Below are 18,766 nucleotides of genomic sequence, written 5' to 3'. Positions count from 1 at the left end.
ACACGCTTTAGCGGGATTCTTCAGGTTTCTGGCCTAGCACTGTTCCCAGGGTAGGCCCTCAAATCGCCAGCCGGCGATGCGTGAACGCTGGTGATCGTCGTTCAGCGGGCCTTCAAAGCCGCCGGAGATGTGGTAGATGTTGCGCAGGCCGCTGCTGAGCAGGCGTTCGCCGGCTTCGTGGGAGCGGCGGCCGCTGCGGCAGATCAGGATGCACATCGGCGGATTGGCTTCGCCTTCGTCGTTGGTGCCGCCCAGCATCACGCGACGTACATTGGCGGTGAAGTGAGGGTCAACAATCCAGTCGGGCTCGTCTATCCAGGGTACGCTGACTGCGCCTTTGGGGTGGCCGACGAACAGAAACTCCTGCGAGGAGCGGATGTCGATCAGTACCGCATTGGGGTTTTTTTTCAGGATGTTGAAGGCCTCGGTTGGGGCCAGTTCAATGACTTTGTCGCTCATGATGCACCGTTGTGAAAATCTGCGGCGAATGATACTCCGATACGCCGGCATCGGCAAAATCACAGGGACTGTGGTAAGCTCGCAGCGCCTATGAAAAAGTCTTCTTTTGCGCGTCGTTTGCGCCACGCCCTGCGTGAGCCGCTGGTGAAAATTCTGTTTTGGCTGCTGTGCCGTTTGCCGCTGTCGCTCAATCGACTGCTGGGAAGCGGACTGGGGCGTCTGGTGTATCGTTTTTCTGCCCATGGCCGGCATCTGGCCGAAGTCAATGTTCGGCTGTGTCTGCCTGAGTTGTCCGCAGTTCAGCAACAAACACTGCTGCGCGACAGTTTTGTCGAAGCGGGCAAGACGCTGTCCGAGCTGGGGCCGATGTGGGGCTGGCCGCTGGAGAGATTGCTGCCACTGGTGCGTGAAGTCGAAGGCAAGGAAACGCTGGACGCGGCCATTGCCCAGGGTAAAGGCGCGATCGTGCTGGCACCGCATCTGGGATCGTGGGAATTGCTGGGGCACTACATTGCTCACCACTATCCGATGACCAACATGTACCGTCCGCCGCAAATCAAGGCGCTGGAGCCAATGATGCTGGCCGGGCGGCAGCGCGCCGGAATGAAAATTGTGCCCACCGACCTGCAGGGGATTCGCGCCTTGCTCAAGGCGCTGCGCGATGGTGGCATTATCGGCATGTTGCCGGACCAGGACCCCGGTCCCGGCAATGGTCGGCTTGCGCCGTTGTTTGGTGTGCCGGCCAATACCATGACCTTGTTGTCGAAGATCGCCGGCAAGAGTGGCTCGCCGGTGTTCACCTGCTACGCCGAGCGCTTGCCCGGGGCGACGGGTTACAGGGTGGTGATTCGTCCGGCGCATGAGGACATCTACAGCACCGACGAGGACGTGGCGTTAGCTGCGCTCAATCGCGAGGTGGAGCAGGCCATCCGCGCCCTGCCTACGCAATACCAGTGGGCTTATCACCGATTTCGCGTCAGGCCGGAAGGCGAGGCGAGCATTTACTGACTTAGTGGTGTGTTCGGCTTGGTCAGCGTGGGCAGCTTGTCCAGATCAAAGGTGTTTTCTTCCAGCTTGCCGCCCATGATCGCCGGCTCAATTACCCGGCGCACCAGGTGCGGGCCGAACAACTCCATGAACCGATAGACGTACTGGCGCAGATAGCGGCCTTTACGCACCCCCAGTTTGGAAATACTGTCGTCAAACAAGTCGCTGACGTCCACCGAGCGCAACCCGGTATCGGTGCGCGGGTCGTAGGCCATGTTGCCGAGAATGCCTATGCCCAGTCCCAATTCCACGTAGTGCTTGATGACGTCACCGTCCACCGCTGACAGCACCACATTGGGTTTGAGGCGACGGATGGAAAATGCCTTGTTCATCGCGGTTCGGCCAGCGAAGGCGAAGTCGTAGGTGACAATCGGGTATTCGCTGATTTTTTGCAGCGTCAGGTTTTTCTCCGCCAGGATGGGATGGTTTAGCGGGGCGACGACGCAGCGGTTCCAGCGGTACACCGGCAGTACCAGCAGTTCGTCGTGTTCGCCCAGGGATTCGGTGGCAATGCCGATGTCGGCTTCGCCCCTGACCACCATGTTGGCAATCTCGGTGGGATTACTCTGGCGGATGCGCAGCTGTACCTTGGGGAATTCCTTGACGAACGCCGCAATGGTGCTGGGCAGGGCGTAGCGGGCCTGGGTATGGGTGGTGGCGATGGTCAGGGTGCCGCGATCCTCGTGTTTCAGATCCTCACTGACCTCGCGGATGGCGTCGACTTTCAGCAGGGCTTCCTCGGCCAGGCGCAGCACCTCGTGGCCGGCAGGGGTTAGCTCAATGATGCGCTTGCCGTGACGGACGAAAATCAGGCTGCCCAGCTCCTCCTCCAGCAGCCGGATTTGGGTGCTGACGCCGGGCTGGGTGGTATGCAGCTTGTCGGCGGCCTGAGAGATGTTGAAATCACATTTGGCGACGGTGCTGATGTATTGCAGCTGTTTTAATTTCATGTCCCTTATTCCAAAAACAGATATGTAAATCAATAATCATTATTTCTATTTATAAGCGCAAGCGACTAAAGTTGCAATACTCCCCAGCTCCAAGCCGGATGCTCCTGGCGGGGGAGTGTTGAAGCGTCCTCATGTTGGTGATCATGGAGGCAGCCACGCGGGGCGGATGGTCCCCCGCCGGGCAAGATGGATTTGCTGGTTCGCCCAGCCTTGCCTGGTTGATGCCACCGCCTTTTCCATGGTCACCAATATTTAAGGCGCGTTCGGGTCGGAATGCGGACGAATTAAGTTGGCCGCACAGCTTGCGGTGAGGAATGAATCGATGAAATTGAGTGTTGGAATCAGCGCCTATTTAAATAATTTTTCTCAGCCGCTGGCGGCAGATATAGGTCTGCACGGATTTATGAAACAGATGTACGGCAAGCTGGTACCGTTTTATCGCCTGCGCCTGGGTGGCGAATGCGCGGCCAACAATGCTGGCCTGACTTTGCTGGGGCCGGAAATTCCGGTGGTGCGCGCACGTGCCGCCATTGCCCGCATTGAACACACCTTCGAGGCGGACGCCGCCAGCGATGAGGCATTTACCGACTGGGTTTGCCGCAAGCAGTTACCATTTTTTACCGAACTGCTGGATGACTTTCTGCAGGTGTCGCCGTCAGACCTGACGGAGTTGTTGGCAGATTTTGCTGGCAAGCAGGATTTCGCCGCGATCATGCTGGATTCCATGGGGCGCGATGCCCAGCAAAATCCGATTGCCGCACTGCTGGACGAGGCGCGCAGTGAACAACAATTTCGCAATACCTTGCTGAGTGCGGGTGAGTTGTCGCAGGTGCTGGTATGCAATGAAAATGTGTTGGATCTGGTGGCCAAGGCGGCCATCCAGTCACGCGGTGGTGTGCGAGTCATCGAGGGCGGTTTGGCATTACCGCTGGCCAGAGCGCTGCCTGATCGCCGTGATTTGGTCAATGTCTTCACCCAGTTGCATCATCAGTTGCAGGGCGAAAAAACTCAACCGCAGTTGTTGGCGCTGAGTGAGCAGGTGGACCGCTGGGTGGATGAGGTTCGGGAGGCCAGTGCATTGCCTTTGGAGAAAGATTTTTCGGCGGATGTGGATTTGTCCGCAGATTCAGCGCCGGTGGCGTTTTTGAAATTAAAGCAGCGTTTGCTGAGCGGTAATGCTATTCAATCAGTGCGTTTGGCCAGTGTCGATGATGCGGCGATAATTGTGTCTGGTTTGAAAGCCATGGGTGTTGAGCTGGTTGTGCGTGAGCAGGCCCAGCACTCGCCGCAGCAGGTGTTGCTGGTGAGCAAGGATGGTTTGAAACTGTCCACAGATGCGCGGCATTAACACCTCCTCCCCTGTTTAAGTCCGCGCTATTTTAGGCTCATCAATGATGAGCCTTTTTTATTTCCCGTGCTGGATGCGTGGCCAGTATTGATCAAATTTGAATTGCGGACTGTGTTTTTGCACGTGGCATTGGGCGCATCGATCGCTGGCTTTCCAGTCGTGGTTGCTGGTTTTGGTTTGGCCGCCGCTGTTGACGTGTGCTTTGGCGGCGCCATGACAGTTTTCACACTGCACGTGCATCATGTCTTCGGTGAGCATGGGGTCGAGGAATCCGCCGGGTTTATCCAATCCCAGTACATGACAGCCGACGCAGTCCGGGTCGTAACCTTTTTCCACGTCCATCAGTTTGTAGTACGCCTCGGCATGTTTGGATTTTTGCCAGGTTTCGTATGCGCTGCGGTGGCAGCTTTGACAGGCTTGTGCGCCGGCAAACAGTTTGTCGCTGTCTTTCAGGTTTTTCTGTTTGGCAATTTTTGCTTTGAAAAATTCGGCAGCGGCATTGTTGTAGGCGACATACCAGTCGTGCATGCGCGGTGCATCGGCGATGGTGTTGGGCATGGCGATGACGTCATGCTTGAAACTGAGAACGCGGCCATTGCTGATTTGTAATTCCAGTCGACCCAGGCGCATACCGCGTGAACCCGGTTGCAGCACGATGGTGTCGCCGATTTTTTGTGGCTCGCCGTAGATTTCGTAATTGGCCTTGATGATCAACAGATCAATCAGCGCCAGTGGCAGAATTTTTTTCGCCTCGTCCAGCGTCAGTGTGCTGGCAACCAGGGTGAGCTGCTGTTGCTGGCGTGCTTGCTGTAGCTGTTGGCTCAATCGGTTGATTGCCGCGCTGCTGGCATCGACCGGCGTGTTGTCTACCGTACTGTGCTCGGCTGGACTCATCCACTGGAAAAAACGCAGACTGGTATCGCCTTTGCGAATATCGCGAAATGCAGGGATGTCACTGATTTGGCTGTTGCTGACAGTCCAGGGCAATTTGGCTTGTTGCATAAACGGCGCGCCGAATGCCAGGTCGTTGTGCTGTACGCCGATTGCGTCATAGTTCAGTGCGGCAAAGCCTTTGAAAATGTATTCGCTTTTATTTTTGTCTTGCGGCGCTTCGTTGACTATCAGGCCGCCAGCGGACAGCAGAAAAAATGGCGAATTTTTTTCGCGTAATTCGTCGAGGACGGTGACGCGACGCAGGATGCCGCCAAAGTTGCCGGTTTCGGAGCAACCACACGGCTCAAGTTCGCCATCAAGATTGCCCGAATAAATGACGGTGGCGGTTTGTGCCTGGGCAGTGGCGGCAGCCCAGAAAAACAGCAGGCCGGTAATGAGCCTGAAAGCGATTTTCATGGGCTGCTCCTCGCGATTATTCTCTGCCTAACCAGTCCTGCGGCTTGAGGTAGGTGTCATACAGTTCGGCTTCGGCGGTGCCAGGAGTGGGGCTCCAGTTGTAGCGCCATTTCACCAGCGGTGGCAGTGACATCAGGATGGATTCGGTGCGACCACCGGTTTGCAGGCCGAAAATCGTGCCACGGTCATACACCAGATTGAATTCCACATAGCGGCCACGGCGGTACAACTGGAAATCACGTTCGTGCTCGCCAAAAGCGTCGTTTTTGCGACGATTCACAATCGGACGATAGGCTTTGATGTAGTGATCGCCGACGCTGCGCATGAAGGCAAAACTTTGCTCAAAGCCTTCCTCGTTCAGGTCATCGAAAAATAAACCTCCAACGCCGCGAGTTTCGCCGCGGTGTTTCAGATAAAAATACTCGTCACACCATTTTTTGTACTTGTCGTAGACATCGCCACCAAACGGATCACAGGCGGCCTTGGCGGTTTGATGCCAGGAAACCACGTCTTCGCGCACTGGATAGTAGGGCGTCAAATCAAAGCCGCCGCCAAACCACCAGATGGGATCTTCGCCGTCTTTTTCAGCGATGAAAAAACGCACGTTGGCGTGCGAGGTGGGAATGCGCGGATTTTTTGGGTGAATCACCAGCGACACGCCCATAGCCTGAAAGCTGCGACCCGTCAGTTCGGGGCGATGCGCCGTGGCTGAGGGGGGCAGGTTGCTGCCGGAAACGTGGGAAAAATTCACACCACCTTGTTCAAACACTTTGCCGTCGGTCAGTACGCGGGTGCGGCCACCGCCGCCCAGGCCGGTAGTGCGGCTCCAGTTGTCTTCGAAAAATTTGCCGCCGCCGTCTTCGGCCTCCAGTTGGGCGCAGATGTCATCCTGCAGGGCGAGCAGATAATTTTTGACTTGTTCGATGTCGGGAAGGCTCATTTTAGTCCTCAAATTTTTCTGTAATTATTATTCGTGGTGCGAAAGGGTACACAACTTTGGCGATGACTTCGATCCTGTACAAGAAACTTTATCCGTAGGGTGTACCCCGAGGGCATAAACGCTGCGCGCACCAGAGCACAAGTTTTGGTAAAAACACTGCTCTGAGTATTGTTCCTACCTATGTTTAAAGTTGCAGCCAAGGTTAGTGTTCATTTTTCTTATGTTGCTCTGGTGCGCGTGGCGCACCCTACGTTTTACATCCTTAATATTTTTCCGGTCAGCGCGTCGCGGATCTGGCTGGGTTTGGCTTTTCTGTTGACCTCGCCGTGGATGACCAAATCCACCAGTCCGCCCAGCTGTTTTTCCACTTGCAGTGCACAGCGCGCAGGCGTCAGGCCGCTGAGATTGGCACTGGTGGAGACTATCGGACCCCCGAATGCGCGGCAGAGTTCAGCCGCCACCGGATGCGCGGTGACACGCACCGCCACGCCTTCGTGAGCGCCAGTGATCCACTCGGGCAAATCGTCGTTGGCCGGCAAAATCCAGGTGTGGGGGCCGGGCCAGCTGGGCTGGATGCGGGCCATGACCTGGGCATCGACCGGGCGCAGCCAGGGTGACAACTGGTTGAAGTCGGCGGCGATCAGGATCAGGCCCTTTTCCAGTGGGCGCCGTTTGACTTCCAGCAGGTTGAGCACGGCGGCTTCGTCAAACGGATCGCAGCCCAGACCGAAGACGGCCTCGGTGGGATAGGCGATCAGACCGCCGTCACGGAGTACCTGAGCGGCGATGCGAGCTTGGAACGGTGCGAGGGACATCGCGTCAGACCTGTTTGCGAGCTGGGTTGAAACCGGTTGTTGAGCGGTAGCTCAGGCGAGGGTTTCGTGGTTGAGGAATTGCCATGGGGACTTTCTAATTCCTGTTGAAATTGTTGTATCAAAACGATGGAGCATTCTCCCATAAGGAAGCTGGCAGGGCAAAAATCGTTGTGCGGATTGCAAATTCGATCGAGTGGGGGAGGGGCGGACGCCGCTAATGGCGTCCGCAGGAAAATCAAGCAGTGCGATGTTTGCGGCCTAGACCCATGCCAGCCAGTCCAAGTGTGAGCAGGAGCAGTGCTGTTGGCGCTGGAACCTCTCTGCTGACGTCGCAGGCGGCCAGATTGCCGCAAATCACGCCACCGCCACCCTGGCCACCGCCGGTTTCCGGATAGGATGCTCCCGCTGTGCCTTCCAGTGTGGTGTAAAACAGTAGCGTTCCTGACTTGTTGGCGTGGAAGCTGATGTCGGTATTGGGCCACAGCAGGGAGTATGTCTCCAGTGATTGCTTGTCACCTTGTTGGGCAGTAACTTCGTGGCTGACTTTGAGTAGAGAAACCGCTTCTGAACCCAGTTCGTACCACGCTATCTCGAAGGTGAATCTGGCAGCAGCCAATTCGCCAGTCAGATCGGTGAGTGCGTCGACGCGCGAAAACTGCTTGGCGAAGTTAATGTTGATAGTTCCGCCACCCATGTCCTCGCCGTAATTTCCAAAAACGATGTCCATGAAGGAGTGGCCTTGATACCACGCCATGGAATTTCCATTTGCGGAGCCATCGCCGGCCACGCCAAACAATGCCAGTGTGCTGGTGAAGCTTCCGTCCGTGTGGGCGCTCTGGCTGCCATTGGTGAATTCGGTGTGAGTACCGTTGCCAGCCATTGCAGGGGTGAGGGTGGTGTTGCTGTTGTAGATACTGGTGCCTACTCCGGTGTCGGAGCTCGCCGTGACATCGGCATCGAGTTCTCCCCAGATTGAGTAGCTGGCCGTCGCCATGGCAGGCAGTGCTGTTAGTGTCATGACGCTGCCTAGGAGGGCAGGCGCCAGTGAGCGGATTACTGTTGTGATTTTGTGCATGGTTGTTCTCCTGAAAAACATCATTGTTCCGGGAGAATGAAAATTCCCTCGGCTATGCGGGGAATTTTACCGCTGGCGATTTGCAGCGAATATCACCCGCAGGGGGGATGCTGCGGATCAGAAAGTGTGGGTGGAGTGAGTGAGAAGTTGCTTGAGTAGTTCTTCGCGATTGCTGACGTGAAGCCGCAAATAAAGCTGGCGCACATGAGTGGTGATGGTGTGAGGGCTTTGGCCGAGCCTACGGGCGATTTCTTCGCGTCCCAATCCTTGGGTTAGCAACAGGCCAATTTCTTTCTGTTTGCTGCTGAGAGGGCTTTCCTGTAGTCGCTGCCAGAGTCGCAGGGGTAGCGGCAGGTGATGTTGCACCTGGATGGAGATCATCGGCTTGCTTTCAGGCGCAGGGTTGCTGCGCAGCCAAGTGGCACGTAGGGTGAAGTGTCCCCAGAGGGTGCGCAGGCGCAGGGCAGGCGGGGCAGGTTTCTCTTCCGGGTGGTTCAGTTTGCGCAGCAGCTGTGCCACGATTTCCTCAAATTTCGGTGTTGCGTTGTGACCGGTGCGTAGCGGTACCTTGATCATGTGGTTGAGAAACTGTTGGCCTTCCGCATCGCAGTATTCGACGCCGGCGCTGGGAGTGACCACGATCTGGCCAAACTCGCCATCGGTGAGCTGGTCATAGCCGGGATGGCTGTTGTCAGCACTGACCGCGTGGCTGATCAGCGGGAGTAGCTGCTGGATCAGGGATAGCTCATTCTCGCTAAAGTCCGGGTCTTGTCGGGAGCGGCAGAAGTGGAACAGTCCCGTGGCGCGCTGGCCGTCATGGGTGGCAGCGCGGGTGAAGTGGTAAATGCCGATTGGGCGGTGGACCTCATCGTAGGCAGAGGAGTTGTGGTAGCGCCGGGCATAGCGCTGACTGTAGTTGATGACGGACTCGGTACCGCTCAGGAAATCGCGGGTGGTAGGACCGTATTCGGCCTCGGTGCCATTGATGACGACGTCGAGGCAGCGCTGCTGCAGTTCGAGCGGAAAGTCGGCTCCGGTGTGGTAATAATCGACGGTGTTTCCGTTGCCATTGGTCCACTGGAAACTGACCATAATGGTTGGAATATTGTTCTCGACCTCGCGGATGAGATGGGGCATCAGCTCCCGTGAGTTGACGCCCAGACAGCAGAGTTGGTGAAAATCCTTGATGAAACGCGCATTGCTCATCGTTGTCCCTGGCCGGCGGCGATATGAGTGCAGGGTGTATTTTAACCCTGCTCAATGTGCTGTTTCTAGCCGGGGAGCGGAGAAGAGTTACTTACCCTTCTCGCGGTCGATGGCGCGATAGCCGATGTCGCGGCGCATCAACAGACCCTTCCAGCGGATCTTGTCGGCCAGCTGGTAGGCTTTGCGCTGGGCTTCACCAACGCTGTTGCCCAGTGCGGTGGCGCACAGTACGCGACCACCGGCGGTGACCACTTCGCCGTTTTGGCTGGTGGTGCCGGCGTGGAAAATTTTGGCATCGGCGGTATCGGCACCATCCAGGCCGCTGATGACGTCGCCTTTGGCGTAGTCGCCGGGGTAGCCGCCAGCGGCCAGCACCACGCCCAGCGCAGCACGGGAATCCCAGTTGGCGGTGGCGCTGTCCAGTTTGCCGTCCAGTGCCTGGTTGCACAGGGCGACCAGATCCGATTGCAGGCGCATCATGATCGGCTGGGTTTCGGGATCGCCGAAACGGCAGTTGTACTCGATGACCTTGGGCGCGCCGCTGGCGTCTATCATCAGGCCGGCGTAGAGAAAACCGGTGTAGGGATTGCCTTCGGCGGCCATGCCGCGCACGGTGGGCATGATGACTTCGTGCATGACGCGGTCGTGCACCTCAGCGGTGACCACGGGTGCAGGGGAATAGGCTCCCATGCCGCCGGTGTTGGGGCCGGTGTCGCCGTCGCCGACGCGTTTGTGATCCTGGCTGGTGGCCATGGGCAGGACGTTTTTGCCGTCGACCATGACGATGAAGCTGGCCTCCTCGCCGTCGAGGAATTCCTCGATCACCACGCGTGAGCCGGCGTTGCCAAAGGCGTTGCCGGACAGCATGTCGCGGATGGCCTCTTCGGCTTCGCCCAGGGTCATGGCGACGATCACGCCTTTGCCGGCGGCCAGACCGTCAGCCTTGACGACAATGGGAGCGCCCATTTTGCGCACATAGGCGATGGCTGGTTCGATTTCGGTGAAATTCTGGTAGGCGGCGGTGGGAATGTTGTGTCGCGCCAGAAAATCTTTGGTGAACGCCTTGGAGCCTTCCAGCTGGGCGGCACCCTTGGTGGGGCCGAAGCAGCGCAGGCCGGCGGCGCGGAAGGCATCGACTACGCCGATGACCAGTGGTGCCTCAGGACCGATGATGGTCAGGGCGATGGCGTTGTCACGGGCGAAGGCGACCAGTTTGTCGATGTCGGTTACACCGATGGCGAGGTTCTCCAGTTTGGGTTCGCGGGCAGTGCCGGCATTGCCGGGGGCGACAAAAACTTTGCTTACTTCGGGGGATTGTGCGGCTTTCCACGCCAGGGCGTGTTCGCGACCACCGCTGCCAACGACCAGTATTTTCATGACAACTTCGCTCTCTATGCTTGTTCGGTGTAAAGAATGGGTCGAATGATACCGGAAAACCGCCGGGATGTCCCCCGGCTGGACTGGGCGGTAATTTCACTGAAAATCAAGCGGGTATGCCGCTTGTCGAGGTGGATTGGTTGAAAAAACAGCGGCCTGTTGCCGATAGTTGAGGGTGAGTCCTCGCTTTTTGGAGAAAGCCTGATGAGCAAATGGTTGGAAGGGGAGAAAAAATCCGGTTTGGCCCCCACCGGTCCGCAGATCAAGAAAGACCCGATGTATATGTTGCTGCGTGAGGGAAAGATTCAGGATTTCAATAAGTTGAGGTCAATGGGGAAAGCCTGTGATCTTACCAACTGCGATTTTCGCGGTATGGATTTACAGGGTATGATCGCGACCGGCCTGGATTTTTCCGGCAGCTATTTTCGTTTGGCGGATCTGCGCGGAATCGATTTTACCAAAGCGATCATGGAAGGATGTAGCGTGCACGAGGCGAAAATTTCCGGCGCGTATTTCCCCAAGGAATTGAGCTCGGATGAAATCACCATGTCGCTGATTCGCGGTACGCGGATGCGCTACGGCTGCTAGACGTTAGCAGCTGGCCGGTTCTGCCAGGAACTGGCGCCAGTCAAAATTGGCATCGGCGACTGCCAGGAAATCGGGATTGAGCAGCGTTTCGCGGGTGTTGTAGCGCAACGGCTGCAAATTCATGTCGGTGAGCTGGCCACCAGCTTCTTCGACGATGATTTGCGCAGCGGCGGTGTCCCATTCCGAGGTGGGGCCAATGCGGGGGTAAATGTCAGCCTTGCCTTCGGCAATCAGGCAGCTTTTGAGCGCGCTGCCCATGGTTAGCAGTTGGTAGTCGGGTAGGCGGCTCAGAAATTCCAGGGTGCGACGATCGCGGCGGGAGCGGCTGCTGGTGGTAACGACCAGTTGCTTGGGTTGTAGCTGGCGGCCATAAATGCGTTCCGCCGGTTGGTCGCGTTTCTGCCGGTAGGCGCCCAGTCCCTTTTGGGCATAGTAAAACGTACCGCTGACCGGGGCGTAAACCAGGCCAAAGACCGGGCGGTTTTTTTCCACCAGCGCAACATTCACTGAAAATTCGCCGGTTTTACGGATAAATTCCAAAGTTCCATCCAGTGGGTCAATGAGCCAGTAGCGTTTCCACTGGCGGCGGGTGGACAGCGGAATCAGTGGTGATTCTTCCGACAAAATCGGCAGTTGTGGTGCCAGGTCGTGCAGGGTGCTGACCAGCAGCTGATGGGCAATTAGATCGGCGTCGGTGACCGGGGTGGTGTCTTGCTTGTGGGAAATTTCATACGGACCTTGATAAACTTCCAGAATGGCCTCGCCCGCCTGTCGGGTGATCTGCATCAGGGCAGTGAGCAAGGTTTGCTGAATCATGGACGGGGCCTCATCAGGTCGCGGGCCATGAACAGGGCTGCGATGCTGCGCGCTTCGGTGCATTCCGGGTGTTGCAGCAGCTCGTGAAGGTTCTCCAGCGACCACGGCACGACATCAATGTCTTCTGGCTCGTCGCCGTCCATGCGTTGCGGAAACAGGTCGGTGGCCAGCACGATATGGGTTTCGTGGTTGAGGTAGCTGGGGGCGATGCTGAAACTCTTGATGTGCAGGAGTTGACGAGCACCGTAGCCCACTTCTTCCATGATCTCGCGGTTGGCGGCCTCGAGGATGGATTCGCCCTGTTCCAGTCGGCCCTTGGGCAGGGCCAGCTCATAGCGCTGCACGCCGGCGGCGTATTCGCGGATCAATAGCACAGTGTTGTCATCTAGCATGGGAACTACCAAAACTGCTCCTTTGCTGTTGCTGCACAGGCGTTCAAACTGGACTTCCACGCCATTGCTGAATTGGAGATCCAGCGTTTGAATATGAAAAAGTCGCGATCGAGCAATCGTCTGTTCGCGCAAAATTTTGGGTGCTAGACGTGCCATAGGCGGTTTCCTGTGGTTAGAACGGGCGAACGACAACCAGGATGATTATGCCGAACAGCAGTAGCACCGGAAATTCGTTGAACCAGCGATAAAACACATGGCCACGACGATTGGTTCCTTTACGGAACGAAACCATGATTTTGTAGCAGTATGCGTGGTAGCCAATCAGCAGAAATATCAGGGTTAATTTGGCGTGCAGCCAGCCCGAGCCGCTGGCCAGTGCAGCGCCGTAACTGACGAGCATCCAAGTGCCCAGTAGGGCGGTGAGAACAGCACCCATGGTCATGATGGCAAACAGCTTGCGCTCCATCACCAGATAACGCTGATGCATATCCTCTGAGGTGTTTTCCATGGCGTGGTAGACAAACAGGCGCGGCAGATAGAACAGACCGGCAAACCAAGTGACCATGAACGCGACGTGAAAGGCCTTGACCCAAATCATGCAAAACTCCGTATGGCGCGAAAGGCGCGGTTGGGTCCCGGATCGGGACGGCTGTCTAGAATAGCACAGGTGAGGGGTGGGGCCGAAGCGTACCCACCAACAGGGGATAGTGCGGGCGGCTTTCCTGTGGTAGAAAGCCCCCTGAATTTTTGTTGGGAAGTGGCGCGCAATGGTGGTGTGTGGTGGCTGAGGTGGATTTGAACGAGATTTTGCTCGAATGGGGGCTGTGGGGATTGTTTCTCAGCGCCTTCATGTCCTCAACCCTGGCGCCAGGCGGCTCAGAGTTGGTGTTGGCCTATCTGCAGCACCAGGAGCTGCACTCAACGTGGGCACTGTGGCTGGTGGCAACATCGGCTAATACCTTGGGCGGTTGGACCTCCTGGTGGGTGGGCTGGTGGCTGGCGCGGCGTTTTCCCTGGCGTCGTCTGGAGCGGCCGGCATATCAGACGGCGCTGACGCGGGTGCGCCGCTGGGGGAGTCCGGTGCTGCTGCTGTCGTGGGTGCCGATCATCGGTGATCCGCTGTGCGTGGTTGCTGGCTGGTTGCGGCTCAATGTCTGGGCATGTTTGCTGTTCATCGCGATTGGCAAAGGCGCGCGCTATGCCCTTGTTCTTGCTATAATGTGAGCTCATGTCGAAAAAAGTACTCCGCCTTCCTCTCAATCAACGTGGTCGCGACTATGTGGTCGGCGATATCCATGGTTATTTCAGTCTGCTGGAAGTCTTGCTGGATCATGCCGGGTTCGATTCTCGGGTCGATCGGCTGATTTGCGTCGGCGATTTGATCGACCGTGGCCCGGAAAGCGAAAAGGCGATTGAGTATCTCCAGCAGCCCTGGCTGTACACGGTCAAGGGCAATCACGAAGAATTGTTGATGCGTGCCGCCGGGCCATTTCGCTCGGTAGACGGCAGTTTTGATCTGTGGATGCGTGTCGGCGGCGAATGGGCGCTGGACGCGGATTCTCGCCTGCTGGATCGCATGCGGGCGCTGGTTGATCCGCTGCCCCTGGCCATTGAGGTGGAAACGCCACGAGGCCGGATCGGGGTGGTGCATGCCGACGTGCCGCAGGGAATGAGCTGGGATGAGTTGCTGGTTGGGCTGGAGCAGGACAAACTCAAATCCGAGCAAATGCGCGAGCTGCTTTGGTCGCGGGATCGCTACAAGCGCATGAAAAGCGGTGAGCTGGCACCGACCTCGCCACAGGCTGTGGTGACCGGGGTGTATCGCGTGTTTGTCGGCCATAGTATTGTGCCCGGCATCAGTCAGATGGGTAACGTTTGTTTTATCGATACCGGCGTTTCCTGGGAAGGCTCACTGAGCCTGATAAACCTGCACACAGAACAGGTGTTTAGCATTCCGGTAAAAGCCTGAAACGGCGCGCTTTCCGTGCTACAATGGCATCCTTTTTTTACGCTGCCAAGGTTTGATTTTTGCCCATGCGCATTCGCGAAATTCCCTACAATTACACCTCATTTTCCGACCGAGAAATCGTCATTCGCTTTTTGGGCGAGGACATGTGGCGCGTGCTCAACGAGCTGCGCGGCACCCGTCGCACCGGTCGATCGGCACGCATGCTGTTCGAGGTGTTGGGGGATATGTGGGTTATCACGCGCAATCCTTACATCCAGGACGACCTGCTGGAAAACGAAAGCCGCAATAAGGCGCTGGTCGGTGCATTGCACCATCGTCTGGACCAGATCGACTTGCGCGCCAACGAAAATGAACTGACGCGCAAACTGGTCGGTGCGGCGCGCTTGGCAGTGACTGAATTTGAAGCCTGGTTTGCGCGGCAGATGGTGCTGCGCGCCGAGGCCAGCAAGCGGCTGGGGCGCATCACCCGCAAGGACAATATCGATTTTGGTGGTTTGGCGCGCGTATCTCATGTGACCGACGCGACCGACTGGCGGGTGGAATTCCCGTTTGTGGTCATTACGCCGGACAGCGAAGAAGAAATGGCGCTGGTGGTCAAAGAGTGTATTGCGCTGGGGCTGACCGTGATTCCTCGCGGCGGCGGTACCGGCTACACCGGCGGTGCGATTCCGCTGGTGTCCGAATCGGCGGTGGTTAATACCGAAAAGCTGGAAGGTCTGGGCAAGGTCGAGACGCGTCGTCTGGAAGGCGTGGATCGCGACGTTGCTACGGTGCGTGCTGAAGCCGGTGTAGTGACACGACGCGTGGCCGAGGTCGCCGAAGCGGCGGGTTGTGTGTTTGCGGTCGATCCTACTTCGCAGGATGCGTCCACCATTGGCGGCAACATCGCGATGAATGCCGGCGGCAAAAAAGCCGTGCTGTGGGGTACGGCGCTGGACAATCTGGTTTCCTGGCGGATGGTGACGCCCGATGCCGAGTGGCTGGAGGTCGAGCGCATCAATCACAACCTGGGCAAGATTCACGATCAGGCGCAGGTGACGTTCCGTATTACCCGCTATCAGGCTGATGGCAAAACGCGTAAAGGCGAACCGGAAATTCTGCAAATGCCGGGTCAGGCATTCCGCAAACTGGGTCTGGGCAAAGATGTTACCGACAAATTCCTCGGTGGTTTGCCTGGCGTGCAAAAAGAAGGCTGTGACGGTTTGATTACCTCCGGTGTGTTTGTGCTGCACCGTATGCCCAATTTTACCCAAACCGTCTGCATGGAATTTTTTGGCTACGACGTTGGCAATGCCGTACCGGCGATAGTTGAAATTAACGATTATTTGCAAAAGCATCCCACGGTTGTGTTGGCCGGTCTGGAACACTTGGACGAGCGTTACGTCAAGGCAGTGAAATACGCCACCAAGGCAGCGCGTCGCGAACAGCCCAAGATGGTGTTGATTGCGGATATCTCCGGCGATGTTGAAGCCGATGTGGCCGAGGCTGTGGCGCACGTGGTGGCGATGATTCAGCGCCGCGATGGTGAGGGCTTTGTCGCCATCAGTCCGGAGGCACGGCGTCGTTTCTGGCTGGATCGCAGTCGTACCGCAGCCATTGCTGCGCACACCAATGCGTTCAAGATTAACGAAGACGTGGTGATTCCACTGTCGCGACTGGCAGAATATTCTCGCGGTATTGAGCGCATCAATATCGTCCAGTCTATTCGCAATAAAATTAAAATTCTCGATGCGGTGTTTGGCTTCATCGACGAGGATTGGCAGGAGCTGCTGCGCAAGAACAAGGAATATCTGGCCAGCGCCGAAAGCGATGTGATTCTGGAGCAGAAAAAAATCGCCGCCAAAGCGCGCATGACCGAAGTGCGCAATCGCTGGCAGACGTTTTTGGAAAAACTGGATGCACCAGCGCGAGATCATTTGCCGCATTTGTCAGAGCGTACCCAGCAGGCAATGCGCGAGGGTGATACGCTGCTTGATCTGCTGTTGCGTCGTGATTTGCGCGTGTCCTATCGCAACAGTATTGAATCGCCGCTCAAGGAAATTTTTGCCGGTCGAGAGCAGGAATTGGTGCGGGCGAAATTTGACGAAATTCATCAGCAGATTCGCACCAGTCGCCTGTTTGTGGCCACCCACATGCATGCGGGCGATGGCAATGTGCACACCAATATTCCGGTGCATTCCAACGATTACGAAATGCTGCAAACCGCCGATCATGTGGTCGATGAAATCATGGCGCTGGCAACGTCGCTTGATGGCGTGATTTCCGGCGAGCATGGTATTGGGATCACCAAAATTCAGTACATGGACGATAAAAGTCTGGATGCGTTCGCCAGTTACAAAGCCAAGGTTGATCCGAAAGGACATTTCAACAAAGGCAAGTTGATGCGCGGCGCGGATCTGGCCAATGCCTATACGCCATCGCTGCGCTTAGTTCAGCAAGAAGCGCTGATTCTGGAAGAAAGCGAACTGGGCGCGCTCAATGATGATATTCGTCATTGTTTGCGTTGTGGCAAGTGTAAGCCGGTGTGTACCACGCACGTGCCGCGCGCCAATCTGTTGTATTCGCCACGCAATAAAATTCTGGCCACGGGCTTGATCATCGAAGCGTTTTTGTACGAAGAACAAACGCGTCGCGGTATTTCCCTGCGTCACTTTGACGAAGCCAATGATGTGGCCGATCACTGCACCGTGTGTCATCGCTGTGTGACGCCATGTCCGGTCAATATCGATTTTGGTGATGTGACGGTACGGCTGCGTAATATTTTGAATAATCGCGGTCAGAAGTCGAAGAATCTTGGCTCGGCACTGGCGATGAGTTACCTGAACGTGACTGACCCGACCGCGGTTCGTATCATGCGCAAAGGTATGATTGAGTGGGGAGCCAAAGGGCAACGACTGGCGCATTCGGTGTTGAAAACCACCGGCATGCTCAAGCAAAACAAGCGTCCGGAAGGCACCACTGGCAAGACGCCATTGCCAGCACAGGTTATCAACTTCTTCAAAAAACCGATGCCGGCAAATATTCCGTCGCAAACCATGCGCGGTTTGCTGGAAGTGGAAGACAGCAAAACGGTGCCAATTCTGCGCGATCCAGCGAAGGTCACCGATGACAGTGATGCGGTGTTTTATTTCCCCGGCTGCGGTTCGGAGCGTCTGTTCAGTCAGGTCGGCTTGGCGACGCTAGCGATGTTGTACGAGGTTGGTGCGCAGACGGTATTGCCGCCGGGCTATTTGTGCTGCGGTTATCCGCAATCTTCTGGTGGCGACGATGCCAAAGGTCGACAGATCAGTACGGAAAATCGCGTGCTGTTCCATCGTGTCGCCAATACGCTGAATTATCTGGACATCAAAACAGTAATTGTTTCCTGCGGTACCTGCATGGATCAGTTGCTGAAATACGAATTTGAAAAAATATTCCCTGGCTGTCGTTTGCTGGACATTCACGAATACTTGATGGAAAAGGGTGTGAAACTCGACGGTGTTGCCGGTGTGCAGTACATGTATCACGAGCCCTGTCACACGCCGATGAAAACCCATAATTCAATTACCGTGGCGCAGAACCTGCTGGGCAACAAGGTAAGTTTGAATGACCGCTGCTGCGGTGAAGCCGGTACTTTCGCAACTGCCCGTCCGGATATTGCCGCCCAGGTTCGGTTCCGTAAGCAGGAAGAACTGATCAAAGGGGTTGAGCAGTTGACCGGCGAGAGCAAGGCCAAAAAAGGCAATGTAAAACTGCTGACCTCGTGTCCGGCTTGTGTGCAGGGCCTGTCGCGCTATCAGAACGATACCGGCATGGAAACCGATTACATTGTTGTAGAGCTGGCGAACAAACTGCTCGGCGATAATTGGCAGCCGCAATTTGTTTCAAAAGTGAAAAAAGATGGCATCGAAAAGGTGCTTTTGTAGTAGATATTGATTTTTGGCCATGCTTCGCGCCGCCTGATCCGTTGGGGGGCGACGTTTGTTGGTATGCTTGTCTAAGAGGAATAGGCTGATACCCTTCGGGGAGAAAGAGGCGCTCAGCGCATGGATTTGTACATAAACGATTGTGAAGTGGATGTTGATGCCAGCGAACAGATAATCAAGGTGACTTGGGGCGCAGAGCTGAGTTTTGATTTGGCGTGCAGCTTTATTCTTTCGTTTAATCTTCACAAAATCTACCCAAGCTTTGGTGTGCTGCTCGATTTTCGCCAGGTAAGGATGATGAGCGTACTTATTCATGATTTGATGCGTTTGTCGGAAGTGGCTGCCAAGGTGTTTGATGCACAGGACAGCTCCCGTCCCACGGCGTTTTTGGTGGCTGACACGATGCAACAAGAGCGAGCCACTCAGTACATCGAGTTGCGGCGTACCATTTCACCGTTGGACCTGCAATTTGCCTGTTTTAGAGATAGTGCCGAGGCTGTTAACTGGCTACGCGCTTGCCGATAAATGA

The 18,766-nt window shown here is 56.3% G+C and carries 18 protein-coding genes; 7 read left to right on the top strand and 11 right to left on the bottom strand.

Translation table 11 applies throughout. The features are described 5' to 3' along the window. Positions 1–33 precede the first annotated feature (33 nt). Complete coding sequence (locus tag OEW58_04140; GenBank protein ID MDH5300531.1) at positions 34–459, bottom strand: rhodanese-like domain-containing protein; 426 nt, start codon at positions 457–459, stop codon at positions 34–36. Between the two features lie 90 nt (positions 460–549). Between OEW58_04140 and OEW58_04135 the strand changes: the two genes are divergently transcribed. After that, positions 550–1,467 (top strand): lysophospholipid acyltransferase family protein, encoded by a 918-nt coding sequence (locus OEW58_04135; protein ID MDH5300530.1) that lies wholly within the window; start codon positions 550–552, stop codon positions 1,465–1,467. Here the strand turns inward: OEW58_04135 and OEW58_04130 are convergent. Further along, positions 1,461–2,456, bottom strand: a complete 996-nt coding sequence (locus OEW58_04130) for a CysB family HTH-type transcriptional regulator (GenBank protein MDH5300529.1) — start codon at positions 2,454–2,456, stop codon at positions 1,461–1,463. The genes OEW58_04135 and OEW58_04130 overlap by 7 nt on opposite strands. A 322-nt stretch (positions 2,457–2,778) precedes the next feature. Between OEW58_04130 and OEW58_04125 the strand changes: the two genes are divergently transcribed. Beyond that, on the top strand, positions 2,779–3,804 hold the full coding sequence (locus OEW58_04125) for a hypothetical protein (GenBank protein ID MDH5300528.1): 1,026 nt from the start codon (positions 2,779–2,781) through the stop codon (positions 3,802–3,804). 57 nt (positions 3,805–3,861) lie between these two features. On the opposite strand, the gene OEW58_04120 is transcribed toward OEW58_04125, so the two are convergent. The 6 genes from OEW58_04120 to purD all read right to left on the bottom strand — a co-directional run bounded on the left by OEW58_04120 (position 3,862) and on the right by purD (position 10,567). Next, the gene (locus OEW58_04120) at positions 3,862–5,154 is read right to left on the bottom strand and encodes a multiheme c-type cytochrome (protein ID MDH5300527.1); all 1,293 of its coding nucleotides are present in this window, start codon (positions 5,152–5,154) and stop codon (positions 3,862–3,864) included. 16 nt (positions 5,155–5,170) lie between these two features. Continuing rightward, the gene (gene hemF, locus OEW58_04115; GenBank protein MDH5300526.1) at positions 5,171–6,094 is read right to left on the bottom strand and encodes an oxygen-dependent coproporphyrinogen oxidase; all 924 of its coding nucleotides are present in this window, start codon (positions 6,092–6,094) and stop codon (positions 5,171–5,173) included. 254 nt (positions 6,095–6,348) lie between these two features. Next, on the bottom strand, positions 6,349–6,909 hold the full coding sequence (locus OEW58_04110; GenBank protein MDH5300525.1) for an L-threonylcarbamoyladenylate synthase: 561 nt from the start codon (positions 6,907–6,909) through the stop codon (positions 6,349–6,351). Positions 6,910–7,144: 235 nt separating this feature from the next. Continuing rightward, positions 7,145–7,927, bottom strand: a complete 783-nt coding sequence (locus OEW58_04105) for a PEP-CTERM sorting domain-containing protein (protein MDH5300524.1) — start codon at positions 7,925–7,927, stop codon at positions 7,145–7,147. A 174-nt stretch (positions 7,928–8,101) separates the two neighbouring features. Beyond that, positions 8,102–9,190: a LuxR C-terminal-related transcriptional regulator gene (locus OEW58_04100; GenBank protein MDH5300523.1), complete on the bottom strand. Its 1,089-nt coding sequence runs from the start codon at positions 9,188–9,190 to the stop codon at positions 8,102–8,104. Positions 9,191–9,277: 87 nt separating this feature from the next. Further along, on the bottom strand, positions 9,278–10,567 hold the full coding sequence (gene purD / locus OEW58_04095; protein MDH5300522.1) for a phosphoribosylamine--glycine ligase: 1,290 nt from the start codon (positions 10,565–10,567) through the stop codon (positions 9,278–9,280). Between the two features lie 204 nt (positions 10,568–10,771). On the opposite strand from purD, the gene OEW58_04090 reads away from it, so the two are divergent. Further along, a complete protein-coding gene (locus tag OEW58_04090) occupies positions 10,772–11,155 on the top strand; it encodes a pentapeptide repeat-containing protein (protein ID MDH5300521.1) in 384 nt (127 codons plus the stop codon). A gap of 3 nt (positions 11,156–11,158) precedes the next feature. Here OEW58_04090 and cysQ read toward each other — a convergent pair whose 3' ends face one another. Genes cysQ through OEW58_04075 form a run of 3 tightly spaced genes read right to left on the bottom strand, consistent with a single transcriptional unit; the run spans position 11,159 to position 12,961 of the window. Beyond that, on the bottom strand, positions 11,159–11,971 hold the full coding sequence (cysQ, locus tag OEW58_04085) for a 3'(2'),5'-bisphosphate nucleotidase CysQ (protein MDH5300520.1): 813 nt from the start codon (positions 11,969–11,971) through the stop codon (positions 11,159–11,161). After that, entirely contained in the window at positions 11,968–12,519 is a 552-nt protein-coding gene (gene nudE, locus OEW58_04080) for an ADP compounds hydrolase NudE (GenBank protein MDH5300519.1), read from the bottom strand. Before nudE ends, cysQ begins: the two co-directional genes overlap by 4 nt. A gap of 16 nt (positions 12,520–12,535) precedes the next feature. Next, complete coding sequence (locus tag OEW58_04075) at positions 12,536–12,961, bottom strand: CopD family protein (protein MDH5300518.1); 426 nt, start codon at positions 12,959–12,961, stop codon at positions 12,536–12,538. 251 nt (positions 12,962–13,212) lie between these two features. Here OEW58_04075 and OEW58_04070 point away from each other — a divergent pair, with 251 nt between their 5' ends. The 4 genes from OEW58_04070 to OEW58_04055 all read left to right on the top strand — a co-directional run bounded on the left by OEW58_04070 (position 13,213) and on the right by OEW58_04055 (position 18,762). Further along, positions 13,213–13,587 carry a VTT domain-containing protein gene (locus tag OEW58_04070; GenBank protein MDH5300517.1) on the top strand — a complete coding sequence of 125 codons (375 nt, stop codon included), beginning with the start codon at positions 13,213–13,215 and terminating at the stop codon, positions 13,585–13,587. 4 nt (positions 13,588–13,591) lie between these two features. After that, positions 13,592–14,332 (top strand): metallophosphoesterase, encoded by a 741-nt coding sequence (locus OEW58_04065; protein ID MDH5300516.1) that lies wholly within the window; start codon positions 13,592–13,594, stop codon positions 14,330–14,332. Positions 14,333–14,397: 65 nt separating this feature from the next. After that, a complete protein-coding gene (locus tag OEW58_04060) occupies positions 14,398–18,237 on the top strand; it encodes a DUF3683 domain-containing protein (GenBank protein ID MDH5300515.1) in 3,840 nt (1,279 codons plus the stop codon). Positions 18,238–18,357: 120 nt separating this feature from the next. Then, positions 18,358–18,762 carry a hypothetical protein gene (locus OEW58_04055; protein ID MDH5300514.1) on the top strand — a complete coding sequence of 135 codons (405 nt, stop codon included), beginning with the start codon at positions 18,358–18,360 and terminating at the stop codon, positions 18,760–18,762. Positions 18,763–18,766: the final 4 nt, after the last annotated feature.

The organism is Gammaproteobacteria bacterium (assembly GCA_029884425.1).
GTDB lineage: Bacteria > Pseudomonadota > Gammaproteobacteria > S012-40 > S012-40 > JAOUHV01.
The sequence above is the reverse complement of the archived record's forward strand: the minus strand, read 5'-3'. Positions and strand labels throughout refer to the sequence as shown.

Coding starts and splice junctions, on each gene's coding strand:
- OEW58_04135 (MDH5300530.1), top strand. CDS start 550: ATGAAAAAGTCTTCTTTTGCGCGTCGTTTGCGCCACGCCCTGCGTGAG.
- OEW58_04130 (MDH5300529.1), bottom strand. CDS start 2,456: ATGAAATTAAAACAGCTGCAATACATCAGCACCGTCGCCAAATGTGAT.
- cysQ (MDH5300520.1), bottom strand. CDS start 11,971: ATGATTCAGCAAACCTTGCTCACTGCCCTGATGCAGATCACCCGACAG.
- OEW58_04070 (MDH5300517.1), top strand. CDS start 13,213: ATGTCCTCAACCCTGGCGCCAGGCGGCTCAGAGTTGGTGTTGGCCTAT.
- OEW58_04075 (MDH5300518.1), bottom strand. CDS start 12,961: ATGATTTGGGTCAAGGCCTTTCACGTCGCGTTCATGGTCACTTGGTTT.
- hemF (MDH5300526.1), bottom strand. CDS start 6,094: ATGAGCCTTCCCGACATCGAACAAGTCAAAAATTATCTGCTCGCCCTG.
- OEW58_04065 (MDH5300516.1), top strand. CDS start 13,592: ATGTCGAAAAAAGTACTCCGCCTTCCTCTCAATCAACGTGGTCGCGAC.
- purD (MDH5300522.1), bottom strand. CDS start 10,567: ATGAAAATACTGGTCGTTGGCAGCGGTGGTCGCGAACACGCCCTGGCG.
- OEW58_04140 (MDH5300531.1), bottom strand. CDS start 459: ATGAGCGACAAAGTCATTGAACTGGCCCCAACCGAGGCCTTCAACATC.
- OEW58_04105 (MDH5300524.1), bottom strand. CDS start 7,927: ATGACACTAACAGCACTGCCTGCCATGGCGACGGCCAGCTACTCAATC.
- OEW58_04090 (MDH5300521.1), top strand. CDS start 10,772: ATGAGCAAATGGTTGGAAGGGGAGAAAAAATCCGGTTTGGCCCCCACC.
- OEW58_04060 (MDH5300515.1), top strand. CDS start 14,398: ATGCGCATTCGCGAAATTCCCTACAATTACACCTCATTTTCCGACCGA.
- OEW58_04110 (MDH5300525.1), bottom strand. CDS start 6,909: ATGTCCCTCGCACCGTTCCAAGCTCGCATCGCCGCTCAGGTACTCCGT.
- OEW58_04055 (MDH5300514.1), top strand. CDS start 18,358: ATGGATTTGTACATAAACGATTGTGAAGTGGATGTTGATGCCAGCGAA.
- OEW58_04125 (MDH5300528.1), top strand. CDS start 2,779: ATGAAATTGAGTGTTGGAATCAGCGCCTATTTAAATAATTTTTCTCAG.
- OEW58_04100 (MDH5300523.1), bottom strand. CDS start 9,190: ATGAGCAATGCGCGTTTCATCAAGGATTTTCACCAACTCTGCTGTCTG.
- OEW58_04120 (MDH5300527.1), bottom strand. CDS start 5,154: ATGAAAATCGCTTTCAGGCTCATTACCGGCCTGCTGTTTTTCTGGGCT.
- nudE (MDH5300519.1), bottom strand. CDS start 12,519: ATGGCACGTCTAGCACCCAAAATTTTGCGCGAACAGACGATTGCTCGA.